This is a genomic window from Neisseria sp. HMSC056A03 (assembly GCF_001815685.1).
Lineage (GTDB): Bacteria > Pseudomonadota > Gammaproteobacteria > Burkholderiales > Neisseriaceae > Neisseria > Neisseria subflava.
The window spans coordinates 199,718-213,624 of record NZ_KV821587.1; the positions used below are offsets into that span (position 1 = coordinate 199,718).

Genomic DNA, 13,907 nt, shown 5'->3' on the forward strand with positions numbered 1-13,907 from the left:
GGCCGTCTGAAAAATTTTCAGACGGCCTTTAGCGATCAAATATATTTTCAATTTTACTGGATACAGGTTTAAAAGAATATAAGGCCTTGCATTCAGACGGCCACACCCGCCAATTTTCCAATAAACCCGGTTATCGCCAATGCCGCTACGCCCCATAAGCACACGCGCAAAACGGCAGGGACAACAGGCGCGCCGCCAAGTTTGGCGGAGACATAGCCCAGTCCGGCCAGTCCGCACAAAGTGGAAACCGCCAAGGCCGGAACAATGGCACTAGAAGCCGTCAATGCGACCAGTAAAGGCAAAATCGCGCCGGCACAAAATGAAGCGGCAGAAGCCAGCGCGGCCTGCATGGGTTGGGCGGCAGAGGTTTCGGTAATGCCGATTTCGTCGCGCGCGTGGGCGGCGAGTGCATCGTGTTCCATCAAAGCTTTGGCCACCTCTGCGGCGAGCGGGTCGGACAAACCGCGGCGGCGGTAAATTTCCGTCAGCTCTTCCAACTCCGCATCAGGATTGTTTGCCAATTCGTAGCATTCTTTGTGTAAATCGGCTTTTTCCGTATCCGATTGGCTGGATACGGAAACGTACTCCCCCGCCGCCATTGACACTGCGCCCCCAATAAGCGCCGAAACGCCCGTCAACAGCAGGGTTTGGAAATCTGGCGCGGCAGCGGCTACGCCCGTCAATAGAGAAGCAGTGGAAATCAGGCCGTCATTGGCACCCAATACGCTTGCCCGAAGCCAGTTGTTACGGTCGCTGAAATGGCGTTCGCTATGGTGTGAATACATATATGCTCCGATAAATTGGCTGTTTCCAGATGATGATAACATTGTATTGTTTTTTGAAATCAATGTCAGTTTATCCCTTCAAATCAAGCATTCTTAAATCTTTCTGCTGCCATTTCAAACCATAAAACCAACACTCCTCTTTGGATTTTTTCAGACGGCCTGAACACTTTTATAAGCAAATTTATTGTTCCAAGTCATGGCATTATCACAAGGCAGTTTTGTGCTACTTGGTTTATCGGCTTAAAGATGCTATCTTTATGAATCTTTCCACTCCTCAATCCATTGAAAGGATGTATCATGGCCGAAGAAAACAAAATCAAAGTAAACGATTTGCCTGAAGATAAAAAAGAGCAAACCGAAGAAACCGAACTGCCCGTTATCAACAACGAAGAAAAACGCGGCGGTCACAGCGAAGGCGGTTGCTGCGGCGCATGCGGCGGCTAATCTTCCCGACAAAGCCTCCGAGGCCGTCTGAAAAGTCTTACTTTTCAGACGGCCTTTTCCTTTCTAAACACTTACAGGTAAATCAATGAAAGGATGCAGGAGAAGAATTTAAACCCAACCGCGTTTGTGCTACATTCACATCTTTACAAACCACAACAATCTGCACCCGCAGACACACAAGGAAGAAAAAAATGTTTTGGTACATCGTCGGCTTTTTCGCCATTATCGTTTCCCTACTCGCCCTCTGGGTCAATGCCAGCGCGTTCGGTATGCAGGAAGACGGCACGCCGCAATCCGAATACGAAAAAATGTTGGGTCTGGGCGCGAAGCTGAAAGACAAAGATACGGTTGCCAAGGAACGCGAAGCGGCACGCTTTCATCCTGACGATTAAGCCTTATTAACTGGACAATCTTGCCGAACTGGGCTAATGTTCCAAACGCATAATGCACACCAACACAACTATACAAGAAGGTAAGAGAAATGACTGTACGAATCGAACACGATTTACTGGGCGACCGCGAGATCCCTGCTGAAGTATATTGGGGCATCCATACTTTGCGCGCCATTGAAAACTTTAAAATTTCCACACAAAAAATTTCCGACGTACCGCAATTTGTCCGCAGCATGGTCATGGTTAAAAAAGCCACTGCACAAGCCAACGGCACATTGGGTGCCATCAAGCCGGAAATCGCGGCCGCCATCGAAAAAGCCTGCGATGAAGTATTGGTCAAAGGCCGCTGCCTCGACCAATTCCCGTCCGACGTTTATCAAGGCGGCGCCGGCACTTCGGTCAACATGAATACCAACGAAGTCATTGCCAATCTCGCATTGGAAGTCTTGGGTCACGAAAAAGGCCACTACGACATCGTCAATCCGATGGACCATGTCAACGCCAGCCAATCCACCAACGACGCCTACCCTACCGGCTTCCGCCTTGCCGTGTATTACAGCATCGGCGAATTGCTCGACAAACTGGCCGTCCTGAAAAACGCTTTTGCCGCCAAAGCCGAAGAATTTAAAGACGTTTTGAAAATGGGCCGCACCCAGCTTCAAGATGCCGTGCCGATGACTGCCGGCCAAGAATTCCAATCTTTCCAAGTATTGTTGGAAGAAGAAATCCTCAACCTCGACCGCACCCGCTCCCTGCTGCTTGAAGTCAACCTCGGCGCCACCGCCATCGGTACAGGCGTGAATACGCCTAAAGGCTATGCGGCTTTGGTCGTTGAGAAACTTTCCGAAGTCAGCGGCCTGCCTTGCAAACTGACTGAAAACCTGATCGAAGCGACTTCCGACTGCGGCGCATATGTGATGGTACACGGCGCATTGAAACGCACAGCCGTTAAACTGTCCAAAATCTGTAACGACTTGCGCCTGCTCTCTTCCGGCCCGCGCGCCGGTTTGAAAGAAATCAACCTGCCTGAATTGCAGGCCGGTTCTTCCATCATGCCAGCCAAAGTCAATCCCGTGATTCCCGAAGTCGTCAACCAAGTCTGCTTCAAAGTCATCGGCAACGACACCACCATTACTTTCGCAGCCGAAGCAGGTCAGTTGCAGCTGAACGTTATGGAGCCGGTAATTGCCCAATGTATGTTTGAAACCATTTCCCTCTTGGGCAATGCCGCGGTCAACCTGTCCGACAAATGCGTCAAAGGCATTACGGTCAACCGCGAAATCTGCGAACACTATGTCTTCAACTCCATCGGTTTGGTCACTTATCTGAACCCATACATCGGTCACCGCAATGGCGACTTGGTCGGCAAAATCTGCGCCCAAACCGGCAAAGGCGTGCGCGAAGTCGTATTGGAGCGCGGTTTGTTGAGCGAAGAAGAGCTCAACCGCATCCTCTCCCCAGAAAACCTGATGAATCCTCATCTGTAATCAGGATTTGAAATCAAAGGCCGTCTGAAACTTTAAACATTTAAAGTTTCAGACGGCCTTTTCACATTGATATTGATATTTATCGAATTTTTTTGCGAAATTCAGAATTAAAAGATAGCCTGACCGTCAGGTTTGATTTAACATGGTGTTGCCCCGGCCTGTTTCTTCCTTAAGGTTATGCCGGTAATGATGACTCAAAAGGAACCGAATATTGGCAAAACGGTCAAAATAACATCTTCATTTATTAGGAAAACCAGATGAATCAAATTACACGCGAACAAATGCTGCAAGTATTCGAAAATCGCTGCTCCACCCGTTATTACGATCCCAACAAAAAAATCAGCCAAGAAGATTTTGCAGCGATTTTAGAATTTGCCCGCCTCTCGCCCAGCTCTGTCGGCTCCGAGCCATGGAAATTCTTGGTGATTCAAAACAAAGCGCTGCGTGAGAAAATCAAGCCTTTCAGCTGGGGGATGCAATTCCAACTGGACGACTGCAGCCATCTGGTGATTATCCTTGCCAAGAAAAATGCCCGTTACGATACCCCGTTCTTCCGCAGTGTTGCCGAACGCAGGGGTCTGCAAGGAGAGCAGCTGGAAAAAGCATTGACAAGATACAAAAGCTTCCAAGAAACCGACATTAAAATTGCCGACGACCAACGCGCACTCTTCGACTGGAGCGGCAAACAGACCTATATCGCTTTGGCCAATATGCTCACAGGCGCAGCGGCCATCGGCATCGATTCCTGCCCAATCGAAGGCTTCAACTACGACAAAATGAACGAAGTATTGGCAGCAGAAGGCCTGTTTGATGCCGACGAATGGGGCGTATCCGTAGCGGCAACATTCGGCTATCGTGCCAAAGAAATCACCAAAAAATCACGCAAACCGATTGAAGAAATGGTGACTTGGGTCGAATAAGCAGTTTGTATTCTCAGGGCGGCGCATACCGCCCTTTTAGTTTTCTAAAAAGTGAAGCAAATTCCGTAACAACAAATACTTCTAAATTTAAAATCGAAAAGGCCGTCTGAAACCATGTGTCAGAAATCCTAGATTTCATTTCACACCGTTTCAGACGGCCTGATTTAATACGCTTCTACTTAAAACGATACTTTCAAACTGCCGTAGAAGGCACGGCCATGCTCGTTATAAGTTTGTGCGCCGGCAGTTGTGCGGTACAGTTTTTTGTCAAACAGATTGCTGATACCGCCACGGACGGCCACGCGTTTGTTCCAGTTGTAGCCTGCATTGATGCCCCAAATGCCGTAAGAGCCGACTTGAGTTTGGCTGTGTTCGGAAGACAACGCTGCCACGCCTGCACGAGGATTACCTTTTTGCTCCAAATGGTTGACTGCCACGCTGCGCGGCTTGGTGCGACCGTAGTGGGTAAAGGTCAGGTTGGCATCGAAGCGTTCGTTCGGCGTCCAAGACAGTGTGCTGTTGATGGTGTGTTTCGGCACCAAAGACAATGGATTGCCTTGATAATCTTCGGATCTGTGCATGTAAGTGAAGTTGTTGCTCCACTTGAGTGTGTCATGCAACGGAATCACCAAGTTGCCTTCGATACCCGAAATAGTCGCTTTCGGCGTATTTTCCCATTGCAAGAGCCAGTTGCCGATATTGCTGGTGGCAATAAGCTGGTCTCCGATCACGATTTTATTGCGATACGCATTATGGAAATAAGTAGCCGAAGCCTGCCAGCCGTTTTTGTTGAACTCAAGGCCAATCTCTTTATTGATACTGGTTTCAGGTTTCAAATTGCTGTTGCCCATGTAATAGCAGCGGACACTGTTCGGCGCATTGAGCGGACAGCCCTGACCGCGTGTGTACAGGATAAAGTCAGGATTGGTTTGATACAGGTTTGGCGCTTTGTACGCACGGGCAATACCGCCTTTGACCAACCAGTTTTCGCCGATTTGATGCGAGAAGTTCAAAGCCGGACTCCAGTTGCTACCGCTGTCGCTGTTGTGGTCGAAACGGATGGCCGGAATCAGATGGGTTTTGTCGGTCAATGAAATATTGTCTTCAACGTATGCCGCCCAGTTGCGTTGCGATGCCTTACCGCCGCGCGTTGCGGAGATACCGTTAAACGCATCAGTTTTGCCTTGGTCTTTAAATCCCTGAGTATTGGAGGCAGGATCGTCCAATTTGCTGTCAGTAAATTCCGCACCGACCGTCAATACATTATCGACACCAAGTTTGAACGGAATATTCGCTTCGCTGCTGAAGCGCAGGTTTTTCAGACGGCTTTGAACAAAATCCAAGCCTGTATAGCTGCCTTCCGGACCACCAGCCAAACCTTCAGGCAAGTGGCTGTTAATTGTGCGCTCATAACTGATCACGTTTTTGGTATCGCCCCATTCCCATGCGCCATCATGCGTTAAAGAATAAGCGGAACGGTATAAGCGGGCAGTTTCGGCTTTGCTGTCGGCCAAAGAATTAACCAAAGCGGAACGCGGATTGCTGTTTTGCGTATCGCCGTTGTAGATATTGCCCTGACGGCTGTAACTGCTGTCTAAAATCAGCGTTTGCGCTGGGCTGATTTTCCATTGCAGACGGCCTGCAATGTCTTTATTGCGTACGCCTTCGACACCGGCCGCGCTGTCATTGCCGTGTCCGGCATTAATATCGGCAGCATCTGCATCTGTTTTATTCAGGTTGCCGTAAATGCGGAAGCCCAAAGTATCTTGAATGATTGGACCGCTCAAATTGAAGCCGATACGGCGGGTTGCGCCCTCTTTGCTGTCTTGCGGCTGATTGGCGTAAAGATTGACTTGGCCTTTAAATTCTTTAGACACTTTTTTGGTGACAATATTGACCACGCCGCCCATCGCGCCGGAGCCGTAACGTGTTGCCGCCGGACCGCGCAAGACGGTAATGGATTCAATCTCTTCAACCGGCACCCAGTTACTGTCACCACGCGTATTGCGTTCACCGCGCATACTGATACGCTCGGACTGGCGCGAATTAACCGGCTTGCCGTCAATCAAAATCAAAGTGTTTTCAGGACCCATACCGCGCAAGTCAATTTGGCGTTTGTTGCCACGCTGACCTGTTGCCGTATTGCCGGTCAGGTTGACACCTGGCATGGTGCGGACAAATTCGGAAATATCATTGGCTGCAGGGCGTTTGTCGATATCGTCTTTAGAAATACGCGATACGCCGAGCGACTGTTGCAACTGCTTCTCGGCAGTAACGTAAACGGTATCGACTTCAGCCTGCTCAACGGCTTTCTCTTCAGCTGCGTGTGAGAATGCACTAATTAACGCCAAAGGCAAAATGGCGAGTTTGAATGTTTTCATTGCATTGTTTCTCTTGGTTTTGTTTGTTTAAAATTAAAATGAAAATTATTTTTGATTTTAAATAAACTTAACAGAGTTTTCAATGCAATTAAGAGTGATTTACAATTAATATTTAAATTTTGTTAATAGAATTAACAAAATACCAAACAACTAAAAAGGCCGTCTGAAACAGCATGAAACGAAATCCGAGATTTCCATCATACCGTTCAGACGGCCTTATTCAATTTTTAATTATTTGCCTGCTGCTTTTTGCAGAAGGGCATACAATTCGTCTTTGAGTTTGAGTTTGGCTTTTTTCAGCTCTTCAATCTCTTCAGCACCGCTGGTAACAGGGTTGTTAACCAAACCGGTGATTTTATCGTCCAGCTCATTGTGCTCGTCAAACAAACGAGCAAAGTGTGCATCTTCTTGTTTCAGTTTAGAAATCAAATCGCGATATTCTGGAAACATTTTGTTTTCCTCTCTTGTTAATTAAATAAAAAAGTACTGCTGTCAAAAACTAGGACGAATCAATCTTTAGCTTCATTATAACAAACACGGGCGTTTTATCCAGTCTTTTTTAAGTCGAAACTGTTTTACATCAAAATTAATAATATCAACATAAGTTAGCGCCAAAATAGAAAGAAACGGCTTTATAGACGGCTTGTCGACTTGGGCATACAATCGGGCTTATGCGTTTACATAATGGTCGAACCACCCTATTCCGTCATATCAACGGCATGGACGGACAATTTATCCTGCTTGAGAACCATCCTTCATGGATGCCGGTCAATGATGCCGATTTCAACCATGCCGCGCCCCTGCCCGACGGTTTGGCCGTACACGAAGAATCGTTTTATCCATTTGAAATAATAGATACCGAATCGGCAGACAATATCAAAATCTTCAGCGAAGAAGCCCTACGGCTGGAGAAAGAACGATTAAATGCGATAGCCCTGGTAGAACTGGCAAAAAATCTTAAAGCCGCTCAAGCGGAAGCCGATTTAGCCGCGCTTCTGGAAAAAATGGATTTTCATTTAAAACAAGATGATATTTTCAAATAAACCCTTCAATTTCAGGCCGTCTGAAACCAAACACCTGACACAATTGTTGACAATGCAAGAAAAATAGTTCATCTTGAACCAATCCGCAGCACTCCATCCTATATTTTCAGCCCATCACAAAGGAATCGAGAACATGTTTTCAAAAAGCGTTACCCTCGCACAATATGACCCCGATTTGGCAGCAGCCATCGCCCAAGAAGACAAGCGCCAGCAAGACCACGTCGAGCTGATCGCCTCTGAAAACTACGTCAGCTGTGCCGTTATGGAAGCCCAAGGTTCGCAATTGACCAACAAATATGCTGAAGGCTATCCTGGCAAACGCTACTACGGTGGCTGCGAATACGTTGATATTGTTGAACAATTGGCGATTGATCGCGCTAAAGAGTTGTTTGGCGCAGAATATGTCAATGTCCAACCGCACTCCGGCTCCCAAGCCAACCAAGCCGTGTACGCTTCTGTTTTGAAACCGGGCGACACCATTTTGGGCATGTCTCTGGCACACGGCGGCCACTTGACCCACGGCGCAAGCGTCAATATCTCCGGCAAACTCTACAACGCCATCACTTATGGTTTGGATGAAAACGAAGTTCTCGATTATGCCGAAGTAGAACGCTTGGCTCTTGAACACAAACCCAAAATGATTGTGGCCGGTGCATCTGCCTATGCGTTGCAAATCGACTGGGCAAAATTCCGCGAAATCGCCGATAAAGTCGGCGCATACCTCTTTGTCGACATGGCGCACTATGCCGGCTTGATTGCCGGCGGTGAATATCCTAACCCAGTGCCATTCTGCGACTTCGTCACCACCACCACCCACAAAACCCTGCGCGGCCCTCGCGGCGGTGTGATTTTGTGCCGTGACAATACTCACGAAAAAGCGCTGAACTCTTCCATCTTCCCAAGCCTACAAGGCGGCCCGTTGATGCACGTTATCGCTGCCAAAGCCGTAGCGTTTAAAGAAGCGTTGCAACCTGAGTTCAAACAATACGCAAAACAAGTGAAAATCAATGCTGCCGCCATGGCGGAAGAGCTGGTTAAACGCGGTTTGCGCATCGTATCCGGCCGTACTGAAAGCCACGTTTTCCTCGTTGACCTGCAACCGATGAAAATCACCGGTAAAGCCGCTGAAGCCGCTTTGGGCAAAGCACACATCACCGTCAACAAAAACGCTATTCCGAATGATCCGGAAAAACCATTCGTTACCTCCGGCATCCGCATCGGCTCCGCCGCCATGACCACACGCGGCTTTAACGAAGCCGACGCGCGCGTATTGGCGAACTTGGTTGCCGACGTATTGGCCAATCCCGAAGACGAAGCCAACCTCGCCAAAGTCCGCGAACAAGTAACTGCTTTGTGCAATAAATATCCGGTTTACGGCGCATAAGCATTTTCGACTTGAATAAAATATCAGGCCGTCTGAATGTTCAGACGGCCTTTTTTTATTTTAACTTTTCTTTTAAATTTCAAAACTATTTGCTTCGCTGACTTTGCGTATCATGCCTGCCGCGACAGTATGGTTGGTGGCTTCGTATGCGGCAGCAGCGAGCGGCTGTTGGGTTTTGAAGCTGACGCTGCCGATATCGTTGAGCTTGAGCGTTTCTGCGGATTCGGCAGCGCGGTTAAGTTTGTCAATCTGGTCGGTCAGTAAGGTTTTGCCGTCGTAGAGCAGGCGGCCGATGAGGTTGGATTTGCCGTCATCGACACTGCCGGTGGTAATGAAGCGCAAAAGCGGAGCGGAAGCTGCGATCATGATTCTTTCCCATTTCTCGTGATTTCTCAAACTGACTGCTACTTTAAACAGGCCGTCTGAAAATGGGAAAGAATGTTTGGTTGTTAAAAAAGCTGTTTTCGTTATATCGCAAAGCTATGGGATGTTGCCTCACGCTATCCGTTTTCTCCGGGTCGCCAACCAACACACAATCGACCCTAAGCACACCATACCTGCCCCCTGCCAAAACGTCATGGACAAAGGCGCGCTAATCACAAACGATGACACCACCGCAGACAATACGGGAATGAAATAGGATGCGCCGGCCAATACGGTCAGGTTGCCGCGCGAAATACCGATATTCCACACCGCATAGCCCAAACCCATACAAGCTGCAGCGGCAACGGCATAGCCGATCGATACAGTATCAAAATTCAACGTATTCGCGCCGCTGAGAAAGTATTCGATCCACAACAATATCGACACCAGCGCAAAGAAGAAGCCAACGCTGCTGCCCTCTGCTTTCACACGCGCCGTCAGCGTGCAATATGCCGCCCAAAGCACGGCATCTACAAATGCCATGATATAGCCGCCGGGATTGGTGCGGACATTGTGGTAGATGCCGGAAACCGACAAGCCGACATCGCCCCCCAGTACAGTGGCGATTCCAAAAAACGACAGCACAAAGCCGATGACTATCCACCATTTTGACGGCTGTTTGTTGAAATATACCGCTCCGACAATGGTAAATGTCGGCCATAAATAATTGACCATGCCGATTTCCACTGCCTGTCTCGCGTTTTGCGCGAAACCGACCGACAGCGACAAACACAATTCGCAGCCGACAAAAAACACGCTCGCCCAAAACAAATAGCTGCGATTGTAATTGCGCAAATGCGGTCGGCCGAAAATCAGCCAAATCAATATGGTGGACAAGGTGTACATCATTGCCGCGCCGCCCACTGCCCCCATATGCAGGCTCAAAGAGCGTATCAGAGAAATGACGAAGCTCCACAAAGCAACGGCAAGTAGCCCGATGGCAGTGGCTTGTTTGGATGAAATGTTTTGAGATAAGAAATGAATCATGGCGTATGTGCTGAAGATGGTTTTATTAGGTTTATCGTAGTTTGAATATATCGTTTCTACATTAATTATTTTAACGTTTTCAAGGCCGTCTGAAAATGATTGCTTCAGACGGCCTTCTATTTGCAATTAGTCCTAAATATGACTATAATCCGCATCCAATTAGTCAATATCGAGACCAATTTATGAATCAGCTCGACCAACTCAGTATGCGCATCAGCCATATAGACAGCGCATTTGACCAATGGATTAAACAGCAAAACACCAACTACAATACCTTTGCCGTTCTCTACACCTTAGCCACCGAAGGCAGCCGCACTCAAAAATACATAGGCGAAGAATGGAGCCTACCCAAGCAAACCGTTTCCGGCACATGCAAAACGCTGGCCGAACAAGGCTTGCTAACATTTCACGAAAGCGAACAAGACAAACGCGAACGCCTATTGTCGCTGACCGAGCAAGGCAAGGAATCTGCCGCACCATTGGTGCAAAACATGCAGGAATTCAGCAAACGAATTTTTACCGCCTTCGGTGAAAAACGTGCAGCCCGACTGTTTGCCGATTTGGACGCGTTGGCCGAATTAATGGCGCAAACCCTCAATACTAAATAAGTAGGGCAGCCATGTGGAAAATGTTGAAACACATCGGTCAAACACACCGCCGCAAACTCATCACAACCTTCTCTCTCGTCGGCTTGGATAATCTGCTCTTGCTGGTGTATCCCGTGTTTGGCGGCTGGGCGATTAATGCCGTTATGGAAGGCAACGTCTGGCAGGCAATGTTGTATGGTGTGGTGGTTTTATTAATGTGGATAATCGGAGCCGCCCGCCGAGCAGCCGATACGCGTACGTTTACCCAGATTTATACTGAAATAGCCGTCCCAGTCGTTTTGGAACAGCGCAAACGAGAAGTACCACATTCCGCCATTACCGCACGCGTTGCCCTATCGCGCGAGTTTGTCAGTTTTTTTGAAGAACACCTGCCCATCGCTGCTACTTCGCTGGTCTCCATCTTCGATGCATGTATGATGTTGCTGATATTGGAATTTTGGGTGGGCGTATTGGCTGTCGCGATACTTGCCCTATTTTTATGGTTGCTGCCGCGTTTTGCCGCCATCAGCGAAAACCTATATTTCCGTTTAAACAATCGGCTTGAACGCGACAACCACCTTATCCGCGACGGCAACGAGCATCAGCTCTACCGCCACTATGGCTGGGTTGCCAAACTACGCGTGCTGATTTCCAACCGCGAAGCCTTAGGCTATCTCAGTATCGGCATAGCGATGAGCGTATTGTTCGGCTTTGCCTTTATACACATGACGCTCAAAGGCTATGCAGCGCCGGCCATATCTATTCCGTCAGCACTTATTTATGGATGTTTGCAATGAGCTTGGACGATGTACCGCGTTTGGTCGAACAATACTCCAATCTAAAAGATATCGGACAACGCGTTGAACTCTCAGAAGAAAACAATCTTTCTAAGGCCGTCTGAAACCTTAACACACTATCAGGATATATTATGAGTTGGTTTTATTTAATCTTAGCCGGTATGCTGGAAATCGGCTGGCCATTGGGCTTGAAGCTGGCACAACAGAAAGGCTACCGCTGGCATGGCTTTGCCGCCGCGCTTGCCTGCATCGCCGGTAGCGGATACTTCCTTTACCTTGCCCAAAAAAATATTCCAATGGGTACAGCCTACGCCGTCTGGACAGGCATAGGCGCGGCAGGGGCATTTTTGGTAGGCGTTGTATTTTTCAACGATGCCGCCAACTTCGGCCGCTGGCTCGGCGCATTTCTCATCATCTCTGGCGTCGTAGTGATGAAACTCTCCAGCGGAAACTGAAAATCTCGTTTCTATTAAATCTAAGGCCGTCTGAACGAGCATGTTCAGACGGCCTAATACCTTCCCGAATATAACGAAATCATCTTAAATTAAAACCAAGCATTCTTTCCTTTTTTCAGACGGCCTGTTTAAAGAGCCTGCTCGGATTGTTATCAATTCACCCGGTTTTGCATTATAATTGTGCAAATTTGACTCACTCGAAAGAAAATAAATTGGAAGGATTACAACAACTTGTAGATTTATTAGTGGGTTTTGTCGATTGGATATTGAAATTACTGGCATTCTTGTTTTAAACTACGTTCCATTCTTTTATACATTAAAGACGTATTTTCATCATGCAAACCGCGCAACGCTCTGCTACTTTCTTCTATTGGTACCACACAAACGTGCGGTACTTTTTTGCGCTTGTCTGAAACAGACTAAGTTGAAAATACGCAAATTAGAGCCGCCTCATTTGAGCGGCTTTTTTTATACCCATCATGGCCGCTTAAATCCACCCATTTTTAAGAAACAAGGAATACAGCCATGACTGCCTCAACTAAAATCCACAGCCAAACCCAAATGTTACACACCTGCCGCATGGTCGTTGACAGCAACAGCCACCACAGCATGCTCAACATGCACACTTTGCCTGATTCGCCTGACAGCCTCATCAGCGAAGCCCTGATTCCGCAAGTGCGCACCATCGCGACTTTGATTGCCGCAGAGCGCCACGACTTCAATCAAAGCAGCCCTAACGTTTTTACTGATGAAGCGGATTTCTTCGCAGCGCGTATTTTGGTTTTGGGCGTACGCCGTTTCCATTTGGATATTACCCTGCTGCCTATGCTCAAAACCGCCAACAAACGCGCCGAAGCTTTCGCCAAACGTCATCACATGCCCTTCTCTCCCGCTGAAATGCAAATGTCTCTGCACACCCGCCGCCCTGCCAACCTGTTGATTATCGAAACCGAACACGAAATGCCTGCACTGGGCAATCTGGCTGCCAACAGCCGTGCATTTGCAGCGCAACTTTCCAATATTATTTTGTAAAACCACTTGAAAAACAGGGGAATGGTTTAATATTAGGCAAACACACTCCGCCGAAATCTCGGCAAAGACAAACCTCTCTCAGGAAAAACAATGAAAAAACTGATTGCCTTAGCCGCCCTTTCCACTTTTGCCCTCGCTGCCTGCAAAGACAATACCCAAGCGCAGCTTGAGCAGCAACAAAAACAAATCGAAGCATTGCAACAACAGTTGGCACAACAAGCCGGCCAACAAGAAGACAATACGGTTTACCAGCTCACGCCCGAAGCCGTGAAAGACACCATTCCTGCCGAGGCACAAGCTAACGGCAACAACGGCCAACCGGTAACCGGTACAGACGGCCAACAATATATCTACGACCAATCCACCGGCAGCTGGCTGCTGCAAAGCTTGGTGGGCGCGGCAGCCGGTGCATTTATCGGCAACGCATTGGCCAACAAATTCACACAAGCGCGCAATCAAAACAGCCCGATTGCCCGTCAAGCCCGTGCCAACTATTATCAAACTGCACGTCCAAACGGACGCACCAGCCAACAGCTGAATACACGCACCCTGCGTGCCCAACAGCAAAATGCGCAACAACAAAATGCTCAACAGCAACAGCGTTACCGCGAAACCGCGCGTCAGCCTTCCAATTACCGCCGCCCAAGCATGGGTCGGGGCTTTGGTCGTCGTCGCTGATTTAGTTTATATTCCATCTTTGATATAAACGCTCCCAATATAAAAGGCCGTCTGAAAATCAGATTTTCAGACGGCCTTTGGTTTTCTCAGCTATCGATGCTGAATAACCCGA

Annotated in this window: 15 protein-coding genes and 1 pseudogene; 11 read left to right on the top strand and 5 right to left on the bottom strand. The window is 48.2% G+C overall.

Going from position 1 to position 13,907, the window contains the following annotated elements:
- Positions 1 to 92: 92 nt before the first annotated feature.
- Positions 93 to 785: a VIT1/CCC1 transporter family protein gene (locus HMPREF3052_RS01575; protein ID WP_070748055.1), complete on the bottom strand. Its 693-nt coding sequence runs from the start codon at positions 783 to 785 to the stop codon at positions 93 to 95.
- A gap of 297 nt (positions 786 to 1,082) precedes the next feature.
- Here HMPREF3052_RS01575 and HMPREF3052_RS11715 point away from each other — a divergent pair, with 297 nt between their 5' ends.
- From HMPREF3052_RS11715 to HMPREF3052_RS01590, 4 genes are all read left to right on the top strand, one after another.
- Positions 1,083 to 1,229, top strand: coding sequence for a hypothetical protein (locus HMPREF3052_RS11715; RefSeq protein WP_003685706.1), 147 nt, complete (start codon positions 1,083 to 1,085; stop codon positions 1,227 to 1,229).
- A 191-nt stretch (positions 1,230 to 1,420) separates the two neighbouring features.
- The gene (locus tag HMPREF3052_RS01580; RefSeq protein WP_003685538.1) at positions 1,421 to 1,621 is read left to right on the top strand and encodes a hypothetical protein; all 201 of its coding nucleotides are present in this window, start codon (positions 1,421 to 1,423) and stop codon (positions 1,619 to 1,621) included.
- A gap of 89 nt (positions 1,622 to 1,710) precedes the next feature.
- A complete protein-coding gene (gene aspA / locus HMPREF3052_RS01585; RefSeq protein ID WP_070748056.1) occupies positions 1,711 to 3,108 on the top strand; it encodes an aspartate ammonia-lyase in 1,398 nt (465 codons plus the stop codon).
- A 257-nt stretch (positions 3,109 to 3,365) separates the two neighbouring features.
- Positions 3,366 to 4,028 (top strand): NAD(P)H-dependent oxidoreductase, encoded by a 663-nt coding sequence (locus HMPREF3052_RS01590; protein WP_070748057.1) that lies wholly within the window; start codon positions 3,366 to 3,368, stop codon positions 4,026 to 4,028.
- A 179-nt stretch (positions 4,029 to 4,207) separates the two neighbouring features.
- Here HMPREF3052_RS01590 and HMPREF3052_RS01595 read toward each other — a convergent pair whose 3' ends face one another.
- Together HMPREF3052_RS01595 and HMPREF3052_RS01600 are read right to left on the bottom strand one after the other, a co-directional pair.
- Positions 4,208 to 6,409 (bottom strand): FepA family TonB-dependent siderophore receptor, encoded by a 2,202-nt coding sequence (locus tag HMPREF3052_RS01595; protein WP_070748058.1) that lies wholly within the window; start codon positions 6,407 to 6,409, stop codon positions 4,208 to 4,210.
- Between the two features lie 231 nt (positions 6,410 to 6,640).
- Positions 6,641 to 6,859 carry an HP1242/YdcH family protein gene (locus tag HMPREF3052_RS01600; protein ID WP_003685475.1) on the bottom strand — a complete coding sequence of 73 codons (219 nt, stop codon included), beginning with the start codon at positions 6,857 to 6,859 and terminating at the stop codon, positions 6,641 to 6,643.
- A gap of 221 nt (positions 6,860 to 7,080) precedes the next feature.
- Between HMPREF3052_RS01600 and HMPREF3052_RS01605 the strand changes: the two genes are divergently transcribed.
- Both HMPREF3052_RS01605 and glyA read left to right on the top strand, forming a co-directional pair.
- On the top strand, positions 7,081 to 7,452 hold the full coding sequence (locus HMPREF3052_RS01605) for a hypothetical protein (protein WP_070748059.1): 372 nt from the start codon (positions 7,081 to 7,083) through the stop codon (positions 7,450 to 7,452).
- A gap of 133 nt (positions 7,453 to 7,585) precedes the next feature.
- The gene (glyA, locus tag HMPREF3052_RS01610; RefSeq protein WP_004520001.1) at positions 7,586 to 8,836 is read left to right on the top strand and encodes a serine hydroxymethyltransferase; all 1,251 of its coding nucleotides are present in this window, start codon (positions 7,586 to 7,588) and stop codon (positions 8,834 to 8,836) included.
- 72 nt (positions 8,837 to 8,908) lie between these two features.
- Here glyA and HMPREF3052_RS11880 read toward each other — a convergent pair whose 3' ends face one another.
- Together HMPREF3052_RS11880 and yddG are read right to left on the bottom strand one after the other, a co-directional pair.
- The gene (locus tag HMPREF3052_RS11880) at positions 8,909 to 9,202 is read right to left on the bottom strand and encodes a hypothetical protein (RefSeq protein WP_070748060.1); all 294 of its coding nucleotides are present in this window, start codon (positions 9,200 to 9,202) and stop codon (positions 8,909 to 8,911) included.
- 129 nt (positions 9,203 to 9,331) lie between these two features.
- Entirely contained in the window at positions 9,332 to 10,246 is a 915-nt protein-coding gene (gene yddG, locus HMPREF3052_RS01620) for an aromatic amino acid DMT transporter YddG (protein ID WP_070748077.1), read from the bottom strand.
- 182 nt (positions 10,247 to 10,428) lie between these two features.
- On the opposite strand from yddG, the gene HMPREF3052_RS01625 reads away from it, so the two are divergent.
- The 5 genes and pseudogenes from HMPREF3052_RS01625 to HMPREF3052_RS01645 all read left to right on the top strand — a co-directional run bounded on the left by HMPREF3052_RS01625 (position 10,429) and on the right by HMPREF3052_RS01645 (position 13,795).
- Positions 10,429 to 10,854: a MarR family winged helix-turn-helix transcriptional regulator gene (locus HMPREF3052_RS01625; protein WP_070748061.1), complete on the top strand. Its 426-nt coding sequence runs from the start codon at positions 10,429 to 10,431 to the stop codon at positions 10,852 to 10,854.
- Between the two features lie 11 nt (positions 10,855 to 10,865).
- Positions 10,866 to 11,734, top strand: a pseudogene (locus tag HMPREF3052_RS01630) (ABC transporter six-transmembrane domain-containing protein).
- Positions 11,735 to 11,761: 27 nt separating this feature from the next.
- Positions 11,762 to 12,085 (top strand): DMT family transporter, encoded by a 324-nt coding sequence (locus tag HMPREF3052_RS01635; protein WP_070748062.1) that lies wholly within the window; start codon positions 11,762 to 11,764, stop codon positions 12,083 to 12,085.
- Between the two features lie 525 nt (positions 12,086 to 12,610).
- On the top strand, positions 12,611 to 13,117 hold the full coding sequence (locus HMPREF3052_RS01640; protein WP_003685697.1) for a hypothetical protein: 507 nt from the start codon (positions 12,611 to 12,613) through the stop codon (positions 13,115 to 13,117).
- 90 nt (positions 13,118 to 13,207) lie between these two features.
- The gene (locus tag HMPREF3052_RS01645) at positions 13,208 to 13,795 is read left to right on the top strand and encodes a hypothetical protein (RefSeq protein ID WP_070748063.1); all 588 of its coding nucleotides are present in this window, start codon (positions 13,208 to 13,210) and stop codon (positions 13,793 to 13,795) included.
- The last annotated feature ends 112 nt before the right edge of the window (positions 13,796 to 13,907 follow it).

What these genes read in the sequence shown, in the direction of transcription:
- aspA (WP_070748056.1), top strand. Translation starts at nt 1,711, where the DNA reads ATGACTGTACGAATCGAACACGATTTACTGGGCGACCGCGAGATCCCT.
- HMPREF3052_RS01645 (WP_070748063.1), top strand. Translation starts at nt 13,208, where the DNA reads ATGAAAAAACTGATTGCCTTAGCCGCCCTTTCCACTTTTGCCCTCGCT.
- yddG (WP_070748077.1), bottom strand. Translation starts at nt 10,246, where the DNA reads ATGATTCATTTCTTATCTCAAAACATTTCATCCAAACAAGCCACTGCC.
- HMPREF3052_RS01580 (WP_003685538.1), top strand. Translation starts at nt 1,421, where the DNA reads ATGTTTTGGTACATCGTCGGCTTTTTCGCCATTATCGTTTCCCTACTC.
- HMPREF3052_RS01600 (WP_003685475.1), bottom strand. Translation starts at nt 6,859, where the DNA reads ATGTTTCCAGAATATCGCGATTTGATTTCTAAACTGAAACAAGAAGAT.
- HMPREF3052_RS01575 (WP_070748055.1), bottom strand. Translation starts at nt 785, where the DNA reads ATGTATTCACACCATAGCGAACGCCATTTCAGCGACCGTAACAACTGG.
- HMPREF3052_RS01595 (WP_070748058.1), bottom strand. Translation starts at nt 6,409, where the DNA reads ATGAAAACATTCAAACTCGCCATTTTGCCTTTGGCGTTAATTAGTGCA.
- HMPREF3052_RS01625 (WP_070748061.1), top strand. Translation starts at nt 10,429, where the DNA reads ATGAATCAGCTCGACCAACTCAGTATGCGCATCAGCCATATAGACAGC.
- HMPREF3052_RS11880 (WP_070748060.1), bottom strand. Translation starts at nt 9,202, where the DNA reads ATGATCGCAGCTTCCGCTCCGCTTTTGCGCTTCATTACCACCGGCAGT.
- HMPREF3052_RS11715 (WP_003685706.1), top strand. Translation starts at nt 1,083, where the DNA reads ATGGCCGAAGAAAACAAAATCAAAGTAAACGATTTGCCTGAAGATAAA.
- HMPREF3052_RS01605 (WP_070748059.1), top strand. Translation starts at nt 7,081, where the DNA reads ATGCGTTTACATAATGGTCGAACCACCCTATTCCGTCATATCAACGGC.
- HMPREF3052_RS01635 (WP_070748062.1), top strand. Translation starts at nt 11,762, where the DNA reads ATGAGTTGGTTTTATTTAATCTTAGCCGGTATGCTGGAAATCGGCTGG.
- glyA (WP_004520001.1), top strand. Translation starts at nt 7,586, where the DNA reads ATGTTTTCAAAAAGCGTTACCCTCGCACAATATGACCCCGATTTGGCA.
- HMPREF3052_RS01590 (WP_070748057.1), top strand. Translation starts at nt 3,366, where the DNA reads ATGAATCAAATTACACGCGAACAAATGCTGCAAGTATTCGAAAATCGC.
- HMPREF3052_RS01640 (WP_003685697.1), top strand. Translation starts at nt 12,611, where the DNA reads ATGACTGCCTCAACTAAAATCCACAGCCAAACCCAAATGTTACACACC.